An 18,687-nucleotide genomic window follows, 5' to 3' on the forward strand; every position below is an offset into this window, starting at 1 on the left:
AAGACAATCCGTGTTGTCCTTTCGACCGAGTGGTTATTTCCGATACCGCTGGATCCCGAACCGGCCGTAGCCGCCGTACGCGACCTCGAGCGAGCCGATCCACCAGTTCCACCGCTCGGGCGGGGTGCCGTCGGGGGCGTCAGAGAGTTCGTCGATGATGATATCGTTCGTCAGCGTCACACCCACGTCCCCCTCGTACTGGTTGGAATCCGCGAGATCGACGGCCTGCCGAACGACGACGCGTGACTGCCCCATCGTTCCGCCGAACTCCTCGCGCAGGCGGATCTCGAGTCGTCCGGGATCGATGAACACGGCTACTCGTAGGGGGTCGGGGTACTTGACTGTTCGAGCAGCCGAACGCTGAAACACCAACGCTCAAACGCCGCTGGCTCGAGTGGCCGGGCGGACGGCTCGAGCAACGCGAGAGCCGTCTAACCCGGGGGAGGGCAGGCGGTTACCTAGTATCTATCGCGAGCGAACCCGAAGGGTGAGTGAGCGGGCCGACGACCGATGTGGAGGGGCGCGAAGCGGCCCGAAACGGAGGGAGGAGTGCTTTTCATCGAAGTTTTGCCGAGGGCGCGGCTCTGCCGCGCCCGCAGAGCAAAAGTTCGGTCCCGATCGATGATCTTTTGAGCGACGGCCGTCTTCCGTCGGGCATGGCAAGTTTCACGGTCGTTGTCGGCGACCCCGAATCCGGGTCGTCCTATCAGCTCGAGGCGGAGGAACAGGACGCGAACCGATTCATGGGCAAGTCGATCGGCGAGGAGGTCGACGGCGGCTCGGTCGGCCTCGACGGCTACACGCTCGAGATCACCGGCGGCTCCGACGAAGCGGGCCGCCCGCTCAACGGCGAGGTCTCCGGCCCGAATCTGTCGCAAGTGCTGATGACCGGCCGACAGACGGGGTACCGTCCGGACCGTGACGGTGAGCGTCGCCGGATCACGGTTCGCGGTAGCGAGATTTCCGACGCCGTCGCGCAGGTCAACGCCTCGATCGCCGAGCGCGGGAGCACCGACGTCGACGACCTCCTCGGCGAGGGCGGCGACGACGACGAGTAATCGCGGCGAGTCCTTCGATTCATTCTCATGGGAGACAGAATTGCGAGCGACCATTCCTCGGTGAAGACGGTCCGGTCGACGTGTACCGAGACGGCGACTGGCGTCAGACTCGAGGTACCGGCCGACGAACGCGGTGCGTTTCCGACCGACGAGGTCGTCCGGGTCGCCCTCGACGGCGAGGAACTGTTCGCGCGAGTCGAGCGGGCGCTGACGGGCGACGACCTGTTGATTCCGGGGGTCTACGAGACGCCGGACGAGGCCCGAGACCCCACCGGCGCGACTGACCGCCTCTCGGAGTGGACCGCCGAGAACGGTATTCCGGCAGGGGGCTCGGTGCTGGTCGACGTCGTCGAATCCGAGTTCCTCTACGGCCTTCGCGCACCCGGCGAGACGACCTATTACGACGCGCGAGAGCCGCCGAGCGATAGCCTGAGCGAGATCGCGAAGGATCTCGAGGACCGCTGATTTTCGACCCCTCCGATCTCGGCGAGAGCCGAGTTTCGGCCGGGCAAAAGCGTTGTCACGACCGGACCGAGGTGGCTCCGTCGATTCGAACCCGTCGGTGACGGTGACTTCGGCTTCGAAAACGCGATCGGGGTCTCCTCGAGCGCGGAAAACGGGAGTGCCTTAGAGCCGCGGCAGAAACGCGTACAGCAGCAGGCCGAAGGCGAGGTGCTGTACCATCGTCTGCTCGACGGTCGCACGGACGTACTCCTCGTCGGCGATCGAGTACTCCTTGGTTCTGACCTTGGCATGCATCGAGAGCACGTCCTCCTCCTCTAAGTTGTGGAGGCTCGGATAGACGGTGCCCGGACTGAGCTGGGCTCCGAAGAGGTGGGTGAGATCCGAGAGGAGCTCTTTCCCGTGTGTTTCTTCGTGGAGCGCGATGAGCATCAGGAGGATTTCGTCTAAGTTCTCCTTGATGATGTCCTCGTCGAACTGGACCTCGTCGGTCGGGAGCGCGCTGTTTACCTGCGCCATCAGTTCGTCGAGTTCGCGTTCGACGTCTCTGGTCGTATCGTCGGTCGATCCGAGCGAGATATCGTACGATTCCGACTGGTTGTCCGCAGTCGCCGCTCTCGACAACTCGTCGAGCACGGATTCGGTATTTGGAGTGTCCTCACGCATTGACGATCACCTATGGGGGTACGTGATGTGGACCGTTCCGCAGCCGCCGACCACGCACTGTCGCCGGATGATCGGTGACGGCCCCACTCACGACTACTGAGTCCCTGACACTGATCCGTATTAAGAGACAGGGAAGTGAATGGTGTTGAATATATATAAATCAACTTTTCGTGAATGATGGAATAACTATCCAATCATGGACTCTCCGGATACTAGTCCGTGTGGGGAGAAGAAAAGAAACATCTGGTCATAAAATACTTATAAATGTATTTTTCTGTGGGGTTATGGGTGCCCGTTCGAATCCGATGATAAGTGTTGTGGCCAAAAGGCAAATATATGATCAGTGATGTGATGGCCCGTCACGGATGATGCTTACCATCTCGTTCGGTTCGTCGCCGTCGTCCTCGTCATCATCGATGCGCCGTTCGACTCGCCGCTCGGCCATCCGTGCGACCATCACGTGTTCCTCGAGGTCGTCGCCCCGGATCTTCGCGATATACTCGAGGGTCTGAGCGTGGGCGCTGAAGAGCGTCCCGCTCAGGGATTCGAGGGGATACTCGAGCGTCGTCGGTTCGTCGTAGCGTTTGTTGTGGATCTCTCCGAGCGAGAGCCCGCGAAGGTACGAGGTCATCTGCTCGCGGACGAGCGGGCTGATCCAGCCCAGGTCCTCGTAGTACCGCAGGCAGTTCAGCGCGCCCGTCGTGCCGAAGGTCTCGCCGAGAAAGCGAGCCCACTGGATGGTGGCGTTGGTTCGCCCGGCCGATCGCTCGAGCGTCTGGAGATATGGTTTTTGATCTGGCATGGATGGCTGGTGTCGCCGATCTACTGTCATTCAGTCGTCCGCTACTCAAGAACATTCACGTCATTACGAACGGTGAGTCGTCGTCGCTACACGCTGATAGCCATCCCGACGACGTACTCCGTGATGACCGCGATCACGGCACCGAGCCACGTCAGGAAGACGAAGTGAACCAGCGCGCTGATAATGTGGCCGCGGTCGGTGAGTCGAATCATGATCGCCGAGAGCGCGGCGTTGATGACGATCGTCAGGAGTAACAGGTACTCGATCATCTGAATATCGTACTGCTCGGTACTGAGCAGCCCCCCGGTGAAACTGCCCTGGCTCTGGAGGTCCATCCCGCTCGTGATTTCCATCATGATCTCGACGACCTCGAGACCGACGAAAAACGAGAAGACGGCCGAGGCGGTGATGCCGTAGAGGACGCCGATCAAGGTCATCGTCGCCTGATCCCGTTGCTCGCGGACTTTGAGCACTTCGTTCTGGTTCTCGCTGATGACCTGCCCGAGGACCTTCGGATCACCTCCCATCTGGCGACCGACGACGTACATGTCACCGAACTTTTGGATGAGATAGGAGCCGGTCTCCGCCGCGAACAGCCGCCACGAGCGGATGTCGTCGATTCGCATGTTGAGCCGCTTGTACAGCGCGTCGACGTTGTCGGTCAACGCCCCGAAGTCCTTGCGCCGGAGGCTCTCGAGGACGCTCCCGGTCGAGGTCTGTTTGACGCTCTCGACGGCACCGAGCGCGCGGATGAAGCTGGGGAACTCCCCGTCGCGGACCTTGACTTTCTGTTCTTCCTGTCGCATCCGCCACCCGGGGAGGAGCAGCGGCGTTACGGGGATCGCAACCATGATCGGTAGCGGGACGCGGCTGGCGATCCCCGGCACGATCCCGAAGAGGGCTAGTCCCATCACGACGGCGAGGAGGATGCTACAGCCGATACCGATCGCGAGCGCTCGCGGAATCCGGGTGAGCGGGCCGGTCCCTTCCGTCTCCTCGATATACCAGAGGGGATCGTACGGCGAGATGACGTGGACCGCGTAGATGAACGCGACCTGGACGATCGTGAACATGGCGATGGTGCCGCCGATCAACAGCGTCGGGCTCGTTCCGGTCAGGATCGGCAGCACGATCGCGAACACGAGGATGAACGCCACCGACAGCATCATCGACATGTACAGCTCCTTCATCACGTCGAGTTTCCCCAGGTCCGCCTCGTATCGGGTAACGAACTGCTGGATGATCGTGTCCTGTTCGTCGATCAGGAACTCGCTGATCTGCTGGCCGCCGCCGACCGTGTACGCCAGCCGCTCGAGGAAGTCTGTCAGGAGAGGACTCGTCGTCTGTTTGGCGCGGAGCCGGCAGGCGTCGTCGAGGCTCTGGTTCCAGGTGTCGACCATCGCGACGAGATGTCCCATCTCCTCGGCTAAGGCATCGTACTCGTCTTCTTCCGCGAGGGTACGGAAGATCTCGACGCGGTTGATGTTCGTCATCGAGAGGACGGTGATGTGGGTCAAAAAGAGGTGAAAGCGCTGGCGAATCTGCTTGCGCTTTCGGTCCTGGGCCAGCTTGGGGTAGATGATCGCGACGACCATCGCCAGCAGTCCCAGGAGGATGACCGGGAGGCCGATCAGCAGCGAGAGCCCGAGCACGACGACGGCGATTCCAGTCCCGATGAAGAACACGAACGCGGGCGCGATGACGAGGAGCAGATACCGCGAGGCGCCCATCTCCATGTTCGCGTACGCCATGTTGAGCGACTCGAGGGCCGATCGAGTGCTCATATCGGGCGCGGACTGAGAGTCTGTTGACATAGTGATCTCAGGCGAACTGGTCGATGCCGCTGATCCGGATGGGCAGCCCCTCGAGGCCGTCGCGATGGAAGCCGGCGATCGCGTCGTTGACCTCGTGGTAGCCCAGCACGTCGGCGTCGATGAGCTGGCGGATGATCTCCGCCCGACGGTCGAGTTCGTCGTAGATTTTCCGGGTGTCCTGATAGCCCAGCAGCGTCGCGATCTGCTCCTCAAGGACGAAGGAGTTGTTTCGACCCGTAAAGGCGACCTCGTCGTCGCGGGGGTCCCACTTGAACGCCTGCCGGGTGACGACACCACCCTCGTAGTCGGAGTAGCCCTCGATCTCCTGGACCGAGGTTACCCGTCGGAGGACGTCGTCGCCCTGCTTGACCCGGTTCTGGAACAGCGCGACATCGCAGTTGTCCATGAACGTCTCGGGGACGTTGATCGGCGCTCCGGTAAAGCGCTGGATCATCGAGACGATGTCGCTGGCGTGGAAGGTCAGCATGACGGGGTGGCCAGTCTGGGCCGCCTGGAACGCCATCTGCCCCTCTGCCCCGCGGACCTCGCCCACGACGATGTAGTCGGGCCGCGATCGGAGCGCTGCCGCGACCAGGTCGAACATGTCCACGTCGGCCGACTCGTCGCCGGATCCCTCGCGGGTGAGCAGCTGCTGCCAGGTGTTGTGCGGCGGAATGACCTCCGACGTATCCTCCGCCGTGTAGATCTTCGCGTCGCGCGGAATGAACGACAGCGCCGCGTTCAGCGTCGTCGTCTTTCCCGAAGCCGTTTCGCCGACGACGAACACGGTCTGCTCGTTCTCGAGGCAGAGCCAGAGGTAGGCCGCCAGTTCGGGAGAGAGCGTCCCCCACTTCGTGATCTGGAAGACCGACAGCGGGATTTCCTCGCCCTGTCGGATGGTCATCGAGGGCCCCTGGACGGAGACATCGTCGGAGTAGATGATGTTGATACGCGAGCCGTCGGGCAGGGTCGCGTCGATGATCGGATCGGAGTCGCTGATCGGGTGATTCATCCGCTCGCCCATGTTCCGGAGCCACTGCTCGAACTCCTCGGGCGTCCCGAAGTCCACGGTGGCCGAGATCATGCCGTACGTGCCGTGATCGAGGTAACACTGCTTCGGACCGATGACGTGGATGTCCTCGTTGGCCGTGTCGGCCATCACCGGTTCCAGCGGGCCAAGGCCGACGATATCGCGCTGGAGCTGGTAGCGCAACCGGGTGAACTGATCCTGCGAGAGCGAGACCTTGCTGGTGCCCAAGGACTTGAGCCGACCGATCGACTGCCCGGTGATTCCCGACGTGACTTCGATGACTTCGTCCAGGAGTTCGTCCAGGTGCTCCTCGAACTCCTCGTTGTCGCCCGGTGCGGGTCGGGTCACGCTCTTGTCGAGGATCCGCTGGCGAATCCGGTCGTACAGCGCCTTGTCCTCGTCCTCGAGGGTCGGTTCGACGCAGTAGTAGGTGGTGTCGATCCCCATATCGCCGTAGACGTGACAGAATATGGGTGTCTCGGCCTCGTAGATGACGTTCGGTCGGTTCGACTCCCACTCTTCGGACGGTTCGTCGATGAGTTTCGGGTACTCGCCGTACTCCTCGTGAAACCACTCGAGGTGTTCCCGCAGGTGGGGGTGCTCGTCGGCCAATGCGTCGAGTTCGTTCTCGAGTCGTGCGCTCCCGAAGTCGGACATTTAGGCCACCGTCCTGCTGACGATCGAGACCCCTCGTCCCTGTTGGACGGTGAAGCCGATGGAGTCGTCGACCGGACTCTTCATGTTCTGGAAGCGTCGGACCAGGACCTTTCGTCTGATCTCCTGGCCGACCGTGTTCGTCTCGATCTGGAAGTAGATGTCGGCCATGTTCCGCAGCGGTCGCAACGCGTCCTCGCGGACGCTCGTCGGATCGACCGTCAGCACGACCGACTTGTCCTTCATCGTCATCTGGCGCAGGAACGTGACGAGCCGTTGAATGACGTGATCCTCGTCACCCGCTTCGATGACGCCCTCGTAGTTGGGATCGTTCCGCAACAGCGCTGAGAGGGTATCGACGAAGACCACGTCGGCCTTCCAGAGCGTCTCCGCGCTCGCGAGTCGCGCGAGGAGCTGGCGTTCTTGCCCCTCGTCGTGGGTGTCGATGTTCGCGTGCAAGAACAGTAACTGTTCGTCCAACAGCAGATCGACCACGTCGTAGGACAGCGAGTGCATCTGCTGGACGAACTCCCAGGACTCGAGCTCCGTGGAGATGTAGGTGACGTAGGCGTCCTCTGAGGCGATCCCGTAGGAAAAGCGCTGGGAGAGGGCGCTTTTGCCAGCGCCGTCTTGGCCTTCGATGAGCATGATGCTCCCGGCTGGAATCCCGCCGCCGATCGCTGTGTTCACGCGGTCCTGATCGGTCAGCCCGATGGAGTAGTAGTCTGTCATGGGACGTAGAATTCGAACACCTCCTCCGCACCGTTGACGGTCACGCTAACCCGGTGCTCCTCGCCCGTCGCGAGTGACCGGGAGATCTCGAATTCGGCGACCGTTCCGTCCCGCCAGGGGCCGCCGTCCGTGACCGCGACGGTAAACTCATCGCTCGAGACGTACGAGCCGTTGACCAGCACGTCGAGTACGGTGCTGTCGGCCGTGAGTGTCTTTCGGCCCGTGTTCTTCACGAGGAGCGTGATGTTCTCCGCGCCGCTCGAGTTGTACACCGCGCGGCTTCCCGGATCGCTGATGATCTCGATGTCGGTATCGATTTTGTCCGTCATGTCGCCGCTCTGGCTGTCGACCGAATTGCTGAGGTCGTTGACGTTGGTCACCAGCGTGCCGGCGACGCCGGCGGCGACCAGCATCGCGGCGATGAACAGGATCAGCGTCGAAACGGAGTCACCGGCCATGGTTCACCCGCCGACCTCCGTTACCGTCTCGGCGATTCCGTGTTCGGTCACCAGTTTTACCCTGTCCGGTTCGGGCGTCCTGTTGGCTACCGTCACGTGCAGCGTCTCGCCGGGCTGCCACAGCTCCCGTTCGGCACTCCCCTCGACACGCGTCACGTACGAGTCTCGCGTCCGGTAGACGCCGTCGACCAGCAGATCCGTCTCGGCGACCGAGAGCGTCGCCGAACCGGTGTTGTTCACGCTCATAGTAAAGTTGTCGTTGCCGCTCTCGTTGTAGCTCCACGAGTCGACCGCGATAGCGGTGTTTCGCATCGACAGCGTCCGATCGTCGCGGTCCTGTATCGCCGTCCGTCGCTCCTCTTGTGCCGAGTGAAAGACCGGATAGGCGATCCCCGCGGCGACCAGCACGCCGACGAAGATGATCGCCGTCGCGCCACTGGTACTGAACCCCACGCGCGATCACCGTCCTCCCTCGTCGCTCCAACGCATTGCTACGGCCCCGCTCCGGTATCCGGCCCGACTTCCCGCTTCGTCTCGTGGATCTCCTGGAGCTTCATGATGTACGTGTAGCTATCGGCGTGATCCTCGGCGGTCAGTTCCTCCGGCGTCATCTCCGGGTCGACGTGAACGTCGAGGTCGGGCCCGCTCAACATCGCCTCGAGGTGGTCTTTGACCTCGTCGTCGATCCAGCCGATCTCGGCGTAGTACGAAATCGCACGCAGCGTCGCCGCCGGCCCGGCCGTCCGGACCAGTTCGGTCAGCCACTCGAGGACGATGATATCCGTCGCGTACGTGTCCGCGAGCGACTCGAGAGTGACGTCCGACTCGTCGTCGTCCGCCGTTACGTCCGCTCCATCGGCGTCCGAACTCGGCTCCGAACTGGTGTCGTCGACGCTCTCGGTCGCCTGCACTTCGACGCGGGTGTCGTCCTCGTCCTCGTCGAACGTGATCGTCTCACCGCCGGTCTCGTCGGCGCCGTCGGACTGGGCCGCCGCGTCCTCGATAACTCCTTTGAGGTCGTCGAACGAGACCGTTTCCTCGCGCCCCGACGAACTCGTTTCAGCCCGGAGTCCGGCCATCGACTCACTCCCGCCGTCAGTCGTCGCCTTGTCCTCGCCGAAGACGCCGAACCCGTTTCGCTCCTCACCAGCGCCGGTAAACGGGTTCACGTCGTCGGTCAACATGTCGTACACGCCGAGCAGCTGGCGGACCGTATCGTTCATCTCCTCGACCTGGTCCGCGACCTGCTGCTGGGAGTCCTGCACCGTGCCCAGCGTCGACTCCTTGCTCTCGAGTTCCTCCTCGAGTTCCTCGATCCGATAGAAGAGGTCGTCGAAATCGTCTTCGTCGCCGCTCGATCCCTTCCCGCGACCGAACAGTCCGCCACCGCTCTTCTCGTCGGTGTCGGACTCGGTCGGTTCCTCGTCGTCCGTGGATTCCACGTCGGACTCGCCTCCCGATTGTGCGGTCGCCCCCCAGCGTCGTCGGTGCCGTCGTCGCGCTGTTGGCGTTGTTGCTCGCGCTCGCGCCCCCGACGGCCGCCGCTGTCGCTGAGGAAGTCTTCGATGAGGCTCCGCAGGGAGGCGAGTCCGAAATCCATCTTAGCTCCGCGAGCTCGTCACTCGGCTCGTCACCTGCCGCCGGAGGCGGTCTTCTCCGTCGGACGATACGGTCATACTACTCCCCAGTAGCGAGGGCGGTCCTAAAGGTGTACGCTCGAGTTCGTCCCGCGTTTCGAGTCGTGAGTCGAGTTTCGATACGTCGACTGAACTGATACTGAGGTTGATACTCCGACTAGTCTTTGTCTTCGCCGGGGTACATCCCCAGAATCTGTGATGCCAACGACCTCGTCACACGTCTGCCTTCGACGGGACACCGATCGTGTTCCGTCGTCAGTCTCGCGGTGGGAGCGACGGGTTCGGCCCGTCGAGCTGGCAGATGGTGTCCGCGCGGACGGCTCGTGTCGCGATGACACGATGCAGACGAGGACGGCACGCAGGGTGTACACATAATGTTCGAAGCAATAACAGACTACGATAACGACGACCGCGGTCAGGTCGGGATCGGGACGCTCATCGTGTTTATCGCGATGGTCCTGGTCGCGGCGATTGCAGCAGGCGTACTGATTAATACGGCCGGTGTTTTGCAGAGCCAAGCATCCGATACTGGCTCCGAAACTCAGCAAGAGGTCGCGAATCAGATCGATGTGGTTCACGCAGTCGGTAACGTTTCTAGCGCCGATGTTGTCGACCACTTGAATTTGACTATCAAGAAATCAGCAGGATCTGATGCGATCGACATCACGTCGATGACGGTCCAATACACAAGTGATGACAACGATGTCGCACTTACGTATAACGCCACGGATGCGGGCGAGACAGCATTGGTTTCAGCGGACAGTGGGAATTTCACCACGTCACAAATTAATGGATATGACGACGAGTCGCTGACCAATACTGAACACCGTATCAGGCTCACTATCGATACCGATGATATCGAAGGTGGACTTGACGGTGGAGACAGCGCAACGCTCAAACTTATTGACCAATCCGGTGCTCAGTACACCTACGGTGTGAGCGTTCCGAACACGTTCGGTGACAAAGAAGTGGTGGAGGTCTAACTGATGTTCGAACGACTTCAGATCGACGATGACACTCGTGGTCAGGTTGGTATCGGGACACTAATCGTCTTCATTGCGATGGTTCTCGTCGCAGCGATCGCGGCAGGCGTGCTGATTAACACGGCTGGCGTCCTGCAGAGCCAGGCATCCGACACCGGTTCCGAGACTCAGCAGGAGGTCGCGAACCAGATCGATGTCATTCACGCTGTTGGTTCCGTATATGAAGCTTCTTCCTCAAGTGAGGATGCTCTTAACAATTCCTACGTCGATACACTTAACATGACGATTAAGAAATCGGCTGGGTCTGAGGCAATTGACCTCACATCGATGACCGTCCAGTATACGAGTAATAAAGAGGATGTCTCGCTCACGTACGATGACAGTGGCGCTAACGCTGAAAACTTCACCACACATTCTATTACTGACAGCTCTAATGAGTCACTTACGAACACCGAAGAGCGAGTCAAGTTAGAAATTGATACTGCATTGATTGAAGATGAAGTTAATGAGACTGGCACCTCTACCCCTGTTGGACTTCCAGCCGGTGAGAGTGCAACGATCAAACTCATCGACCAATCCGGTGCGCAGTACACCTACGGTGTGAGTCTTCCGAACACCTTCGGTGATAAGAGCATCGTCGAGGTCTAACCACCTCACCGACGACTGAGACACAATGACCCCCGATCCACCCGAAGACGACGGCGTTCTCGCCCCCGACGAGCTGCAGTTAGACGACGACCACGTCGACGAGTTGGGCGAGAACCGCTATCTCGTTCGATCGGAGGGATCCGGTTCGGAGCGCGCGGCGATGTCGGCGGCCAGCGAGGTCGCGGACGCACTCCCAGCGGGCGACGGGCCCGCCGGGGACGCTCGCAGCGAGCGCGACGATCACGATCGCACACACGCACATGATCACGCACTCGCCGACGCGCCAGAACCGCACGGGGTCGACATCACGCTGAAGACCGACGGAGAGGTCGCACACCACAGCGCGGCGTCACACGATGTCCGCGAGGTGTTCGTGGACCTGCTGACGTGGTATGCCGGCCAGCTCGACGACGACATGTCGCCCAGCGAGGCGCTGCAGGTCATGCTGGCCGCGTCGGATCTCGAGGTCTCATAGGGTCGATTGTACCGGTTTTCTGGAATGACCGCACGGACGGTCGCGGTCATCCCGGAAATAACGTACAATCGACCCTATGACCCGTCGAATCGTTCGCAAACCACAGGGAGTACCGCGGCGGTACATTTTTTATGCGGATCGACGCACACCAGTGACGAGTGAAACCCAAGCCGACGCCCTCGAGCCCGGCCGAAAATCCGAATACCGCCCTTTTTCCACCTCGAGCGCGAATCCGACGCCATGAGTGACCAACGCGAGGCGTTTCTGGCGGGCGAGCGACTCGAGGACGTGGCGCTGTTCCTGGCGGATTCCTACGTGTCGGACGAGCGCCTCGAGGAGTTCGGCGAGCGCGTCGACGACGGTATCCTGATCGTGATCGACGGCGAGCGCGGGCGGAACGCTTTCCAGGCGGCGACCGGCACGGGTGCGATGGAGTTCGCCAAGTCCGCGATGAGCAACGAGGGGGAGATCGACGACGAGCTGACGGGCGGGCACTGCCCCGACGCAGCGGCCGACGAGGAACACGAGATCAAGTTCGTCTTCGCGTTCGCCGAGGCGCAAAACGAGGAGGTCGGCGGCATCTACGCCGAGGGGGACGTCGTCCACGCCTACGCCCAGTGTACGTGCGGAACGGCGTTCTCGGATCGATGGAATGTGGGCGAGACGGACGGATAGCGACTTCGGAGAGCGGACTGCGGACGTGGCAGACGTGGATAGTCAGTAGTAGGCCGCAGTCTTTTGCGGCTCAGCGGCGTAATGGGACGTAATGAGTTCGACCGAAACCCCGTACGAGACCGGCCGCGGGTTCGGTCTCTCGAGTCGCGAAGCCCGTGTAATCGGCGGTGCGAGTGCTCTGATGGCGATCAACGTGGCGTTGATGTACGTCCTCGTGGTGACGCCGCTCGCGAGTGTCAACGAGTACCTGTTCTCGTTCCCGATCATCGGTGCGCTCGCTTACGGCGCAGCCATCATGGCCGGACAGGTAGTCGCCGAGCGTGGCGTCACGGGCGGGGACATGGGAATCGCGTTCGTCGGGATGGTCATTCTGCAATTGGCCTTCGGGGTCTTCGGAGCCGGCGTGCTTCGCTTCGCGCCTCGAGAGAGCCAACTCACGATCCTCGTCGTGACGGCGGTCGTGGTGGCCCTGTTGACGGCCGTCATCTCTGCCTACGTCTACGCGCGGTCGAAGACGTTCGAGCACTGGGGATCCTACGCCAACTACGCGTTCATCGGCGGCATCGTCGCGATTCTGATCGGGACCTTCGTCGCGCCGGTGTTGCTCGTGGGTTTCGTCCTCATCTTCCTCGGGTTCCTGCTTCGGCTGGGCTGGGAGATCTGGAAGGTGCGCGACCAGCGCAGCGCGTCGGTCGCGCTCCAGACGATCGGCGTCTACATCGCCGTCGCCGGCGTCTTCGTTCACGTGTTGCAGCTCGTGATGCGGTACTTCGCATCGCGAGGGTGATTTTAATTGGTTTGCTCGAGTGTTCCCCACGGTTAGCTCGACCGTGATCGGTTTCAGAAGAAGGATTCCGAGGAACACAGAGTGAATGCTGCTCACTCTTCTGTGAATGGAACAGTGGTTCTGAGAGGACTGAGTGAGACGAAGTGTCCTGCTAGCGTGGCAACAGGGAATCGCCACGTCCTCCCCAGCCGATTCGTTCGCTCGCAGGCTCGCTCACTCATCCCTCGCGCAGCGTCGGGTCGCGGCTCACCAATGGGTTCGCGGTTCCCTGCGGTCACCGCTCACAATATCGAGGCCTTCACTTCGTTCAGGCCTCGCAGTTCGCCGCGACACAGCGCGCGCCACCGCATGCCGGGTGGCCAGTCTGGAGTGAGACGCGGTTTCCCTCTACTGACCGTTCACTGACGGTCGTGAATTCAGTGATAGGGACAAAAACGAGTCGGGCGGATCCTCGAGCCGATCAGTCCTCGCTCGCGTCCGTGTCGCCGTCGGCCGCCTCGTCCGCTTCCGCGACGACGTCTCGGAACGCGTCGAGGATGACGCGTTTCGTCACGGCACCGCGGGTCGTCCAGTGGTTCGCGTAGTCCAGCATATCGTCGTAGATGTCGGGCTTGCAGCCCGCGGCCTTCGGATGGCCGCCGCCGTTGACCTTCCCCGCGACCTCGTGGCACAGTTCGAACTCGTCGGTGCCCCGAATGGAGGCTGAGCCGGCGGGTTTGACGATCACCGAGGCGTCGGCTCCCTGCTCGCGCATCGCCTCGGCGACCTCGTTTTGCGAACAGCGGCCGTAGGTGATACCGACCGTGTAGCCGCCGATTTCTCGCAGTTCGGCTCGACCGACCGCCTGATCGATGAGCGCCTCCTTCTCGACGCGGCGCTCGGCGATGTAGTCCGTGACCCACTCGGGCAGGTCGACGCCGTACTCGCGGACGACCTCGACGTACTCCGCGGGATCAGTCCAGTAGGCGTAATCCGCGAGGTCGTCGCTGCGCGGGTCTTCGCGCAGCCAGAGGTCGTGATCTCGAGTGACGGCCGCCAGTTCCTCGTACATCGCATCGAACTCGTACTCGAGCGAGCGGTAGACCACGTCGGCGCTGCACTCCTCGTCGGAGTCGCCGACCACGAGGTCGACGCCGGCATCGCGGACCGCTTGCGCCACGTCGTCGCCCCACTGGTGGTGGTCGTACCACGAGACGCCGTCGGCGGTCTCGAGTGCCGCGGCGAGTTCCTCCTCGACGTACTCGTAGCGATCCGGCGCGAGGTCGCAGACGGAGATATCGATCCCCTCGTCGCCGAACTCGGCGACGCGAGCCAGCGCGTCCTCAACGTTGTGGGGGCTCGCTGGGATGAGCGCGACTTCGTGGGGCGTCGGTTCGGGCTCCTCGAGCGGCTCCTCGGCGTCGGCCGCCTCGATGGCGACATTCTGTTCGTCGGCGTCGTCGGTCGCGTCGGCGACCGGTTCCGGCTGGTCCCCGTCGTCATCATCTTCGGCCGCATCCCCGTCGGGTTCCGGCACGTTCTGCACGTCGCCGTAGGCCTCCCGGATGAGCGCGACGCAGGCCAGCCCGTCGGCGTCCGGGTCCGCGATGACCGCGACCTCGGCGCCCTCGAGTGCGGCTGCGGTCTGCTGGTCCTCGAGGTCCTCCTCGAGCGTATCGGGCAGGAAGAAGCCGGTTCCCGGCAGCACGGATTTCCGGGCGAGCGACAGATCGCCGCTCTGAATGAGTTCGTCGTACATGGTACGTGGTGCGTGACCGGCGGGGAAGTAACCGCCGATATCGCGAGTGGGCGGGCCAGCGACTGCCGTCGATCGGATCAGGCGTCTGCGGATACCTCCTCGCTTGCGGCATCGTCATCTTCATCGTCGCCCGTCGGCTCGAGTTGGCGCACCGTCAGTACGGGGACGGGCGAGGTCCGGACGATCCGCTCGGCGACGCTGCCGAGCAGGAGGCGGTTCTCGCCGTGGCGACCGCGGGTCCCGGTCGCGACCACGTCAGCGTCGACCTCGCGGGCGTACTCGCAGATCTCGATGGCGGGACGCCCCTCGCGGATCTCGGTCGTCACTGCTCCCTCGGCTCGCTCCTCGACCGTGGCGATCGCGGCGTCGGCGGTCGTCTCGAGGGCGGTTCGGAGCTCGTCCCGGAGCTGCTGGGGCGAGGCGTCGACCTCGCTGGCGTCGACCACCGAGAGGGCGTGGACGTCGGCCCCGAAGCGGTCCGCGAGATCGAGCGCGATGTCGACGGCCCGTTTCACGCTCTCGGAGCCGTCGGTGGCGACCACGACCGTGTCGAACATGTCGATGGATTGCGCTCGCGGTCGCTTAAACGTCCCTGTTCGGGCAGCGAGTTCGTCCGAGCGAGGTGAGCCGTCCCGTTTGCCTGCGTCGCAAACGCGATCGATCGAGGTAGCTTCGGGGAATCGGGGGACAGTCGGTGGGATCCGGGTCTCTCGTGGGAGGATCGAGGCGGCAGTCGGTGGGGTGGCTTTTTTGTGACGGAACACCCACTGCCGCGTATGGACGCCAGCGAGCCGTTTACCGTCGACACCGTTCTCGCGCCGGTCGACGGCAGCGACGAGTCTGCCACCGCCGTCGAGTACGCCATCGCCGTCGCCGACCGCTACGACGCAGCCGTGCACGCGCTGTTCGTTCTCGGACGGGGCGTCGTTCGGGGATTAGATGTCGGAACGGTCGACGAAACCGATGTCGCAGAGAATACGCAGGGGTTCTTCGATGACATCGAGGACATCGCCGAGGACGCCGGTGTTCCGATCACCACGTCCGTCGACGACGGCTTCTCGCAGACGCGGAAGACGCTCCATCCCGGCAACGTCGTCCTCGACACCGCCGACGACATCGACGCCGACTTCATCGTGCTCCCACGCGAACCGGTGACCAGAGCCGAGGCGGAAGTCCTCGAGAAGGCGGCCGAATACGTCCTCTCCTACGCGAGCCAGCCGGTCCTCTCGGTGTAGCCGGACGGCTCGGCGATCGAGCGGTCCGCAGACGGACTGCTGTACCGGGTTCCCGCCGCGACTGCGACCGTCTTGCGAGCGCGCCGAAACCGACTGGCGGCAGTCCGTCTCAGTCCGACAGCGATTCGTCTCAGTCCGCTCCCTCGAGCAGGATCGCCATCTCCTGTTCGAAGCTCTCGGTCCCGGTCGCTTCGAAGCCGACCCGTTCGTAGAGGGCGATCGCCGGATTGTTCCATCGTTCGACGGTCAGCCAGACGCGACTGATCCCGATGTCGCTGGCGTGGCCCAGCAGGTTCTCGAGCAAGAGCGTGCCGATGCCGGCCCGCTGGTAGGCCTGCAGGACGAATATCGCCAGCTCCCACTCGATCTCACTTTTCCGCTCGATCGCCGCCGGGTCGTCGGAGTCGGGGACGAGCATCGCGTGGCCGATCGCGTCGCCGTCGTGGCGGGCGACGACGTTGATGCTGTCTTCGCCGATCGTCTCGAGCCAGTTGCGGATGCGATCCTCGCCGGTCGGCGGAATCCCCTGGGCCCGATCGGAGGGATCGAACTCGAGGTACATGTCGACGACGTCGTCGAGCGCCTCGGTCGCGAACTCCTCTGGTGCGCGGACCTCGATCGAGCGACCCTCGCGGTCCTCGACGGTCGTCGGCGGCGAGGGGAACGGACCGGACGGTTCGTCCGGATACTGTCGCGTTCCGACCATGGTTATCGCACCAGCTTGACCGTCGTTGGGGCGTTCAACAGGACGAATTCCGTGATCGGGCCGAGCTGGATCTTCCCCATCGGGCTCAGGGTACCGCCGCCGATGACCAGCTGATCGAACTCGCCTTGTTCGGCGTAGTTGACGAGTGCGCTCCCGGGATCCCCCTCGAGTTTTTCGACTGGAATCTCGTCGAGTCCCACGTCCTCAAGGCGGTCGACGGCCATCTGGTACGTCTCGTCTTGCGAGCGTTTCGACTCGGGCTTGTCGACGATGACGACGGTGAGGTCGTCGCCGACATCCTGGGTTCGTTCGATGGTCTGCCGGAGCGTCTTCACCGACTCGTCGCTGCCGCCGAGACCCAGCAACACGTTCATACGGGTGATTGTGAGCCGATACACGAAAACGGTTGTGCTGATTTCCGGGTTCGAAACGCGGCCGCGGACCGTTTCGGGTGGAACTGTGTCGCATACGTTGCGCGTGACGACGCTGTTAAGAACGTGTAGTGAGTACGTTCACGGAATGAGTGATGCGGCGCTCGATGTCGTGGAGTTTCTGCTCACGACGAGCGTGTATTCGGACGACCGGACGTTAGACGAGAACGATCTCCCGCCGTCGTTTCGCCGCGTCTACTGGACCGGCGGCGTCGACGACGAGAGCGAGAGTGACGACGGGAGCGGTGGGAGCGGTGGAAGCTCCCGGAAACCCGCCGGAATCAGTCGCCCGCTGTCGGTGACGACAAGCACGGCTCGCGAGGCGACCGGCGTCGGCCAGCCGTGGGACGCCGTCGCCGATCTGATGTTCACCGAGCGCGATGAGTTCTCCGGCACGATCACCCTCGCCCAGCGGGACATGGCCGAGGAGTGGTTCGTCGAACGCGTCGATGATGAGCGGCTGCTCGAGAACCCGACGCTGGCGAAACACTTCGCGGAGCACGAGACGTACGATGTCGACGTCACCCACGAGGAAGCTCGCGATCGAAACCGGCCGATTCAGGCCGATCGGGTCTGGATCGACGGGCTCCTCGACGAGTACTTCAACGAGGACGACGACGAGGAGATGCTCGACCTCGTGGAAGTCCGCGCCCCCGAGGAGGTCGAGATCACGCTCGACGACCTCGTCCTCACCCGGGATCAGGAGAACGAACTCGACAAGATCTCGAAGGCGATCGAACACCGAGACTACCTCGCGGATATCGGCCTGCGCGAGATCGGTAAACTGCTGTTCGTCGGCCCGCCGGGGACCGGGAAGACCTCGACGGCGCAGGCGCTGGCCCGGGACATGGATCTCCCCTTCGTCGAGGTCAAGCTCTCGATGATCACCTCGCAGTATCTCGGTGAGACGGCCAAAAACGTCGACAAGACCTTCGAGGTCGCCAAACGGCTCTCGCCGTGTATCCTCTTCATCGACGAGTTCGACTTCGTCGCCAAAACCCGCCGCAGCGACGAACACGCCGCGCTCAAGCGCGCGGTCAACACGCTCCTCAAGAGCATCGATAACATCTCGCTCATCGACGACGACGTCTTGCTCATCGGGGCGACCAATCACCCCGACCAGTTGGATGACGCCGCCTGGCGGCGCTTCGACGAGATCATCAACTTCCCGAAGCCCGACTCCGGCATGCGGGCGGACATCCTCGGTCTCATTACTCGAACGATGGACATCGACGAGTTCGATCCCCACCTCATCGCCGAGGTCACCGAGGGGCTGACCGGGAGCGACCTCCGAATGGTGCTCCGGGAGGCCGTCCTCGAGGCACTGACCGAGGACCGCACGACGCTGACACAGGAGGACCTCCTCGACGCCGTCGAGGAGTTCGAGGAGCGCGACACCCTGAAGAACATGGACATGATGGGCGGCGACCACGACGCGCTCGTTGCCGGCGGGGACCTCGATGCGGCCAGTGACGGCGGTGAGCCGAGCGACCACTCCCACGATCACGACCACGACCACGATCACTGAGGACCGACTCGGACCGGGTCCGGTTCGATGTTCCCTGTTTGTCCGGTAGTTTCGCTATTTTCCGGTTCTAACGAGAATTCCTAGATCGATCGTTCAGTAGCGATGAGCTACGTATCGCAGAGACTGGGCAACCGTCTGCAGTGGCGCGCGCTGGGCCGCGGTGAGTCA

The 18,687-nt window shown here is 62.7% G+C and carries 22 protein-coding genes; 9 read left to right on the forward strand and 13 right to left on the reverse strand.

Annotated elements, in window-relative coordinates; genetic code table 11:
• Positions 1 to 33 precede the first annotated feature (33 nt).
• On the reverse strand, positions 34 to 312 hold the full coding sequence (locus tag CP556_RS10180) for a WNWW family protein (protein WP_098725515.1): 279 nt from the start codon (positions 310 to 312) through the stop codon (positions 34 to 36).
• Between the two features lie 344 nt (positions 313 to 656).
• On the opposite strand from CP556_RS10180, the gene CP556_RS10185 reads away from it, so the two are divergent.
• Both CP556_RS10185 and CP556_RS10190 read left to right on the forward strand, forming a co-directional pair.
• A complete protein-coding gene (locus tag CP556_RS10185; RefSeq protein WP_098725516.1) occupies positions 657 to 1,058 on the forward strand; it encodes a 30S ribosomal protein S6e in 402 nt (133 codons plus the stop codon).
• 27 nt (positions 1,059 to 1,085) lie between these two features.
• On the forward strand, positions 1,086 to 1,523 hold the full coding sequence (locus tag CP556_RS10190) for a DUF7112 family protein (protein ID WP_098725517.1): 438 nt from the start codon (positions 1,086 to 1,088) through the stop codon (positions 1,521 to 1,523).
• A 162-nt stretch (positions 1,524 to 1,685) separates the two neighbouring features.
• Here CP556_RS10190 and CP556_RS10195 read toward each other — a convergent pair whose 3' ends face one another.
• From CP556_RS10195 to CP556_RS10230, 8 genes are all read right to left on the reverse strand, one after another.
• Positions 1,686 to 2,186 carry a PadR family transcriptional regulator gene (locus CP556_RS10195; RefSeq protein WP_098725518.1) on the reverse strand — a complete coding sequence of 167 codons (501 nt, stop codon included), beginning with the start codon at positions 2,184 to 2,186 and terminating at the stop codon, positions 1,686 to 1,688.
• A gap of 340 nt (positions 2,187 to 2,526) precedes the next feature.
• On the reverse strand, positions 2,527 to 2,988 hold the full coding sequence (locus tag CP556_RS10200; protein WP_098725519.1) for a FlaD/FlaE family flagellar protein: 462 nt from the start codon (positions 2,986 to 2,988) through the stop codon (positions 2,527 to 2,529).
• An 86-nt stretch (positions 2,989 to 3,074) separates the two neighbouring features.
• Positions 3,075 to 4,802, reverse strand: coding sequence for an archaellar assembly protein FlaJ (gene flaJ, locus CP556_RS10205; RefSeq protein WP_098725520.1), 1,728 nt, complete (start codon positions 4,800 to 4,802; stop codon positions 3,075 to 3,077).
• A 7-nt stretch (positions 4,803 to 4,809) separates the two neighbouring features.
• Positions 4,810 to 6,489 carry a type II/IV secretion system ATPase subunit gene (locus tag CP556_RS10210; protein WP_098725521.1) on the reverse strand — a complete coding sequence of 560 codons (1,680 nt, stop codon included), beginning with the start codon at positions 6,487 to 6,489 and terminating at the stop codon, positions 4,810 to 4,812.
• Complete coding sequence (gene arlH / locus CP556_RS10215; RefSeq protein ID WP_098725522.1) at positions 6,490 to 7,218, reverse strand: archaellum protein ArlH; 729 nt, start codon at positions 7,216 to 7,218, stop codon at positions 6,490 to 6,492. It lies immediately after the preceding gene.
• Positions 7,215 to 7,676, reverse strand: a complete 462-nt coding sequence (gene arlG / locus CP556_RS10220) for an archaellum stator protein ArlG (RefSeq protein ID WP_098725523.1) — start codon at positions 7,674 to 7,676, stop codon at positions 7,215 to 7,217. Before arlG ends, arlH begins: the two co-directional genes overlap by 4 nt.
• 3 nt (positions 7,677 to 7,679) lie before the next feature.
• Entirely contained in the window at positions 7,680 to 8,129 is a 450-nt protein-coding gene (gene arlF / locus CP556_RS10225; protein ID WP_098725524.1) for an archaellum stator protein ArlF, read from the reverse strand.
• A gap of 38 nt (positions 8,130 to 8,167) precedes the next feature.
• Complete coding sequence (locus CP556_RS10230) at positions 8,168 to 9,118, reverse strand: FlaD/FlaE family flagellar protein (RefSeq protein WP_255291441.1); 951 nt, start codon at positions 9,116 to 9,118, stop codon at positions 8,168 to 8,170.
• Between the two features lie 569 nt (positions 9,119 to 9,687).
• Here CP556_RS10230 and CP556_RS10235 point away from each other — a divergent pair.
• From CP556_RS10235 to CP556_RS10255, 5 genes are all read left to right on the forward strand, one after another.
• The gene (locus CP556_RS10235; RefSeq protein ID WP_098725525.1) at positions 9,688 to 10,296 is read left to right on the forward strand and encodes an archaellin/type IV pilin N-terminal domain-containing protein; all 609 of its coding nucleotides are present in this window, start codon (positions 9,688 to 9,690) and stop codon (positions 10,294 to 10,296) included.
• Positions 10,297 to 10,299: 3 nt separating this feature from the next.
• On the forward strand, positions 10,300 to 10,944 hold the full coding sequence (locus CP556_RS10240) for an archaellin/type IV pilin N-terminal domain-containing protein (protein WP_098725526.1): 645 nt from the start codon (positions 10,300 to 10,302) through the stop codon (positions 10,942 to 10,944).
• Between the two features lie 25 nt (positions 10,945 to 10,969).
• Positions 10,970 to 11,419 (forward strand): DUF7500 family protein, encoded by a 450-nt coding sequence (locus CP556_RS10245; RefSeq protein ID WP_098725527.1) that lies wholly within the window; start codon positions 10,970 to 10,972, stop codon positions 11,417 to 11,419.
• 240 nt (positions 11,420 to 11,659) lie between these two features.
• Complete coding sequence (locus CP556_RS10250; RefSeq protein WP_098725528.1) at positions 11,660 to 12,094, forward strand: DUF5807 family protein; 435 nt, start codon at positions 11,660 to 11,662, stop codon at positions 12,092 to 12,094.
• Between the two features lie 91 nt (positions 12,095 to 12,185).
• Positions 12,186 to 12,881: a hypothetical protein gene (locus CP556_RS10255; RefSeq protein ID WP_098725529.1), complete on the forward strand. Its 696-nt coding sequence runs from the start codon at positions 12,186 to 12,188 to the stop codon at positions 12,879 to 12,881.
• A 460-nt stretch (positions 12,882 to 13,341) separates the two neighbouring features.
• Here CP556_RS10255 and CP556_RS10260 read toward each other — a convergent pair whose 3' ends face one another.
• Both CP556_RS10260 and CP556_RS10265 read right to left on the reverse strand, forming a co-directional pair.
• Positions 13,342 to 14,619 (reverse strand): DHH family phosphoesterase, encoded by a 1,278-nt coding sequence (locus tag CP556_RS10260; protein WP_098725530.1) that lies wholly within the window; start codon positions 14,617 to 14,619, stop codon positions 13,342 to 13,344.
• Positions 14,620 to 14,696: 77 nt separating this feature from the next.
• Entirely contained in the window at positions 14,697 to 15,176 is a 480-nt protein-coding gene (locus tag CP556_RS10265; protein WP_098725531.1) for a universal stress protein, read from the reverse strand.
• A gap of 219 nt (positions 15,177 to 15,395) precedes the next feature.
• Between CP556_RS10265 and CP556_RS10270 the strand changes: the two genes are divergently transcribed.
• Positions 15,396 to 15,854: a universal stress protein gene (locus tag CP556_RS10270; RefSeq protein ID WP_098725532.1), complete on the forward strand. Its 459-nt coding sequence runs from the start codon at positions 15,396 to 15,398 to the stop codon at positions 15,852 to 15,854.
• 130 nt (positions 15,855 to 15,984) lie between these two features.
• Here the strand turns inward: CP556_RS10270 and CP556_RS10275 are convergent, their stop codons facing one another.
• Together CP556_RS10275 and CP556_RS10280 are read right to left on the reverse strand one after the other, a co-directional pair.
• Positions 15,985 to 16,560 carry a GNAT family N-acetyltransferase gene (locus tag CP556_RS10275; protein WP_098725533.1) on the reverse strand — a complete coding sequence of 192 codons (576 nt, stop codon included), beginning with the start codon at positions 16,558 to 16,560 and terminating at the stop codon, positions 15,985 to 15,987.
• 2 nt (positions 16,561 to 16,562) lie between these two features.
• Positions 16,563 to 16,934 carry a universal stress protein gene (locus CP556_RS10280; protein ID WP_098725534.1) on the reverse strand — a complete coding sequence of 124 codons (372 nt, stop codon included), beginning with the start codon at positions 16,932 to 16,934 and terminating at the stop codon, positions 16,563 to 16,565.
• 145 nt (positions 16,935 to 17,079) lie between these two features.
• Here CP556_RS10280 and CP556_RS10285 point away from each other — a divergent pair, with 145 nt between their 5' ends.
• Positions 17,080 to 18,519 (forward strand): ATP-binding protein, encoded by a 1,440-nt coding sequence (locus CP556_RS10285; RefSeq protein ID WP_098725535.1) that lies wholly within the window; start codon positions 17,080 to 17,082, stop codon positions 18,517 to 18,519.
• Positions 18,520 to 18,687: the final 168 nt, after the last annotated feature.

Origin of the sequence: Natrinema sp. CBA1119, assembly GCF_002572525.1 — an archaeon.
In the GTDB taxonomy this organism is placed as follows: domain Archaea; phylum Halobacteriota; class Halobacteria; order Halobacteriales; family Natrialbaceae; genus Natrinema.

Coding starts and splice junctions, on each gene's coding strand:
- CP556_RS10185 (WP_098725516.1), top strand. CDS start 657: ATGGCAAGTTTCACGGTCGTTGTCGGCGACCCCGAATCCGGGTCGTCC.
- CP556_RS10190 (WP_098725517.1), top strand. CDS start 1,086: ATGGGAGACAGAATTGCGAGCGACCATTCCTCGGTGAAGACGGTCCGG.
- CP556_RS10195 (WP_098725518.1), bottom strand. CDS start 2,186: ATGCGTGAGGACACTCCAAATACCGAATCCGTGCTCGACGAGTTGTCG.
- CP556_RS10200 (WP_098725519.1), bottom strand. CDS start 2,988: ATGCCAGATCAAAAACCATATCTCCAGACGCTCGAGCGATCGGCCGGG.
- flaJ (WP_098725520.1), bottom strand. CDS start 4,802: ATGTCAACAGACTCTCAGTCCGCGCCCGATATGAGCACTCGATCGGCC.
- CP556_RS10210 (WP_098725521.1), bottom strand. CDS start 6,489: ATGTCCGACTTCGGGAGCGCACGACTCGAGAACGAACTCGACGCATTG.
- arlH (WP_098725522.1), bottom strand. CDS start 7,218: ATGACAGACTACTACTCCATCGGGCTGACCGATCAGGACCGCGTGAAC.
- arlG (WP_098725523.1), bottom strand. CDS start 7,676: ATGGCCGGTGACTCCGTTTCGACGCTGATCCTGTTCATCGCCGCGATG.
- CP556_RS10235 (WP_098725525.1), top strand. CDS start 9,688: ATGTTCGAAGCAATAACAGACTACGATAACGACGACCGCGGTCAGGTC.
- CP556_RS10240 (WP_098725526.1), top strand. CDS start 10,300: ATGTTCGAACGACTTCAGATCGACGATGACACTCGTGGTCAGGTTGGT.
- CP556_RS10245 (WP_098725527.1), top strand. CDS start 10,970: ATGACCCCCGATCCACCCGAAGACGACGGCGTTCTCGCCCCCGACGAG.
- CP556_RS10250 (WP_098725528.1), top strand. CDS start 11,660: ATGAGTGACCAACGCGAGGCGTTTCTGGCGGGCGAGCGACTCGAGGAC.
- CP556_RS10255 (WP_098725529.1), top strand. CDS start 12,186: ATGAGTTCGACCGAAACCCCGTACGAGACCGGCCGCGGGTTCGGTCTC.
- CP556_RS10260 (WP_098725530.1), bottom strand. CDS start 14,619: ATGTACGACGAACTCATTCAGAGCGGCGATCTGTCGCTCGCCCGGAAA.
- CP556_RS10265 (WP_098725531.1), bottom strand. CDS start 15,176: ATGTTCGACACGGTCGTGGTCGCCACCGACGGCTCCGAGAGCGTGAAA.
- CP556_RS10270 (WP_098725532.1), top strand. CDS start 15,396: ATGGACGCCAGCGAGCCGTTTACCGTCGACACCGTTCTCGCGCCGGTC.
- CP556_RS10275 (WP_098725533.1), bottom strand. CDS start 16,560: ATGGTCGGAACGCGACAGTATCCGGACGAACCGTCCGGTCCGTTCCCC.
- CP556_RS10280 (WP_098725534.1), bottom strand. CDS start 16,934: ATGAACGTGTTGCTGGGTCTCGGCGGCAGCGACGAGTCGGTGAAGACG.
- CP556_RS10285 (WP_098725535.1), top strand. CDS start 17,080: ATGAGTGATGCGGCGCTCGATGTCGTGGAGTTTCTGCTCACGACGAGC.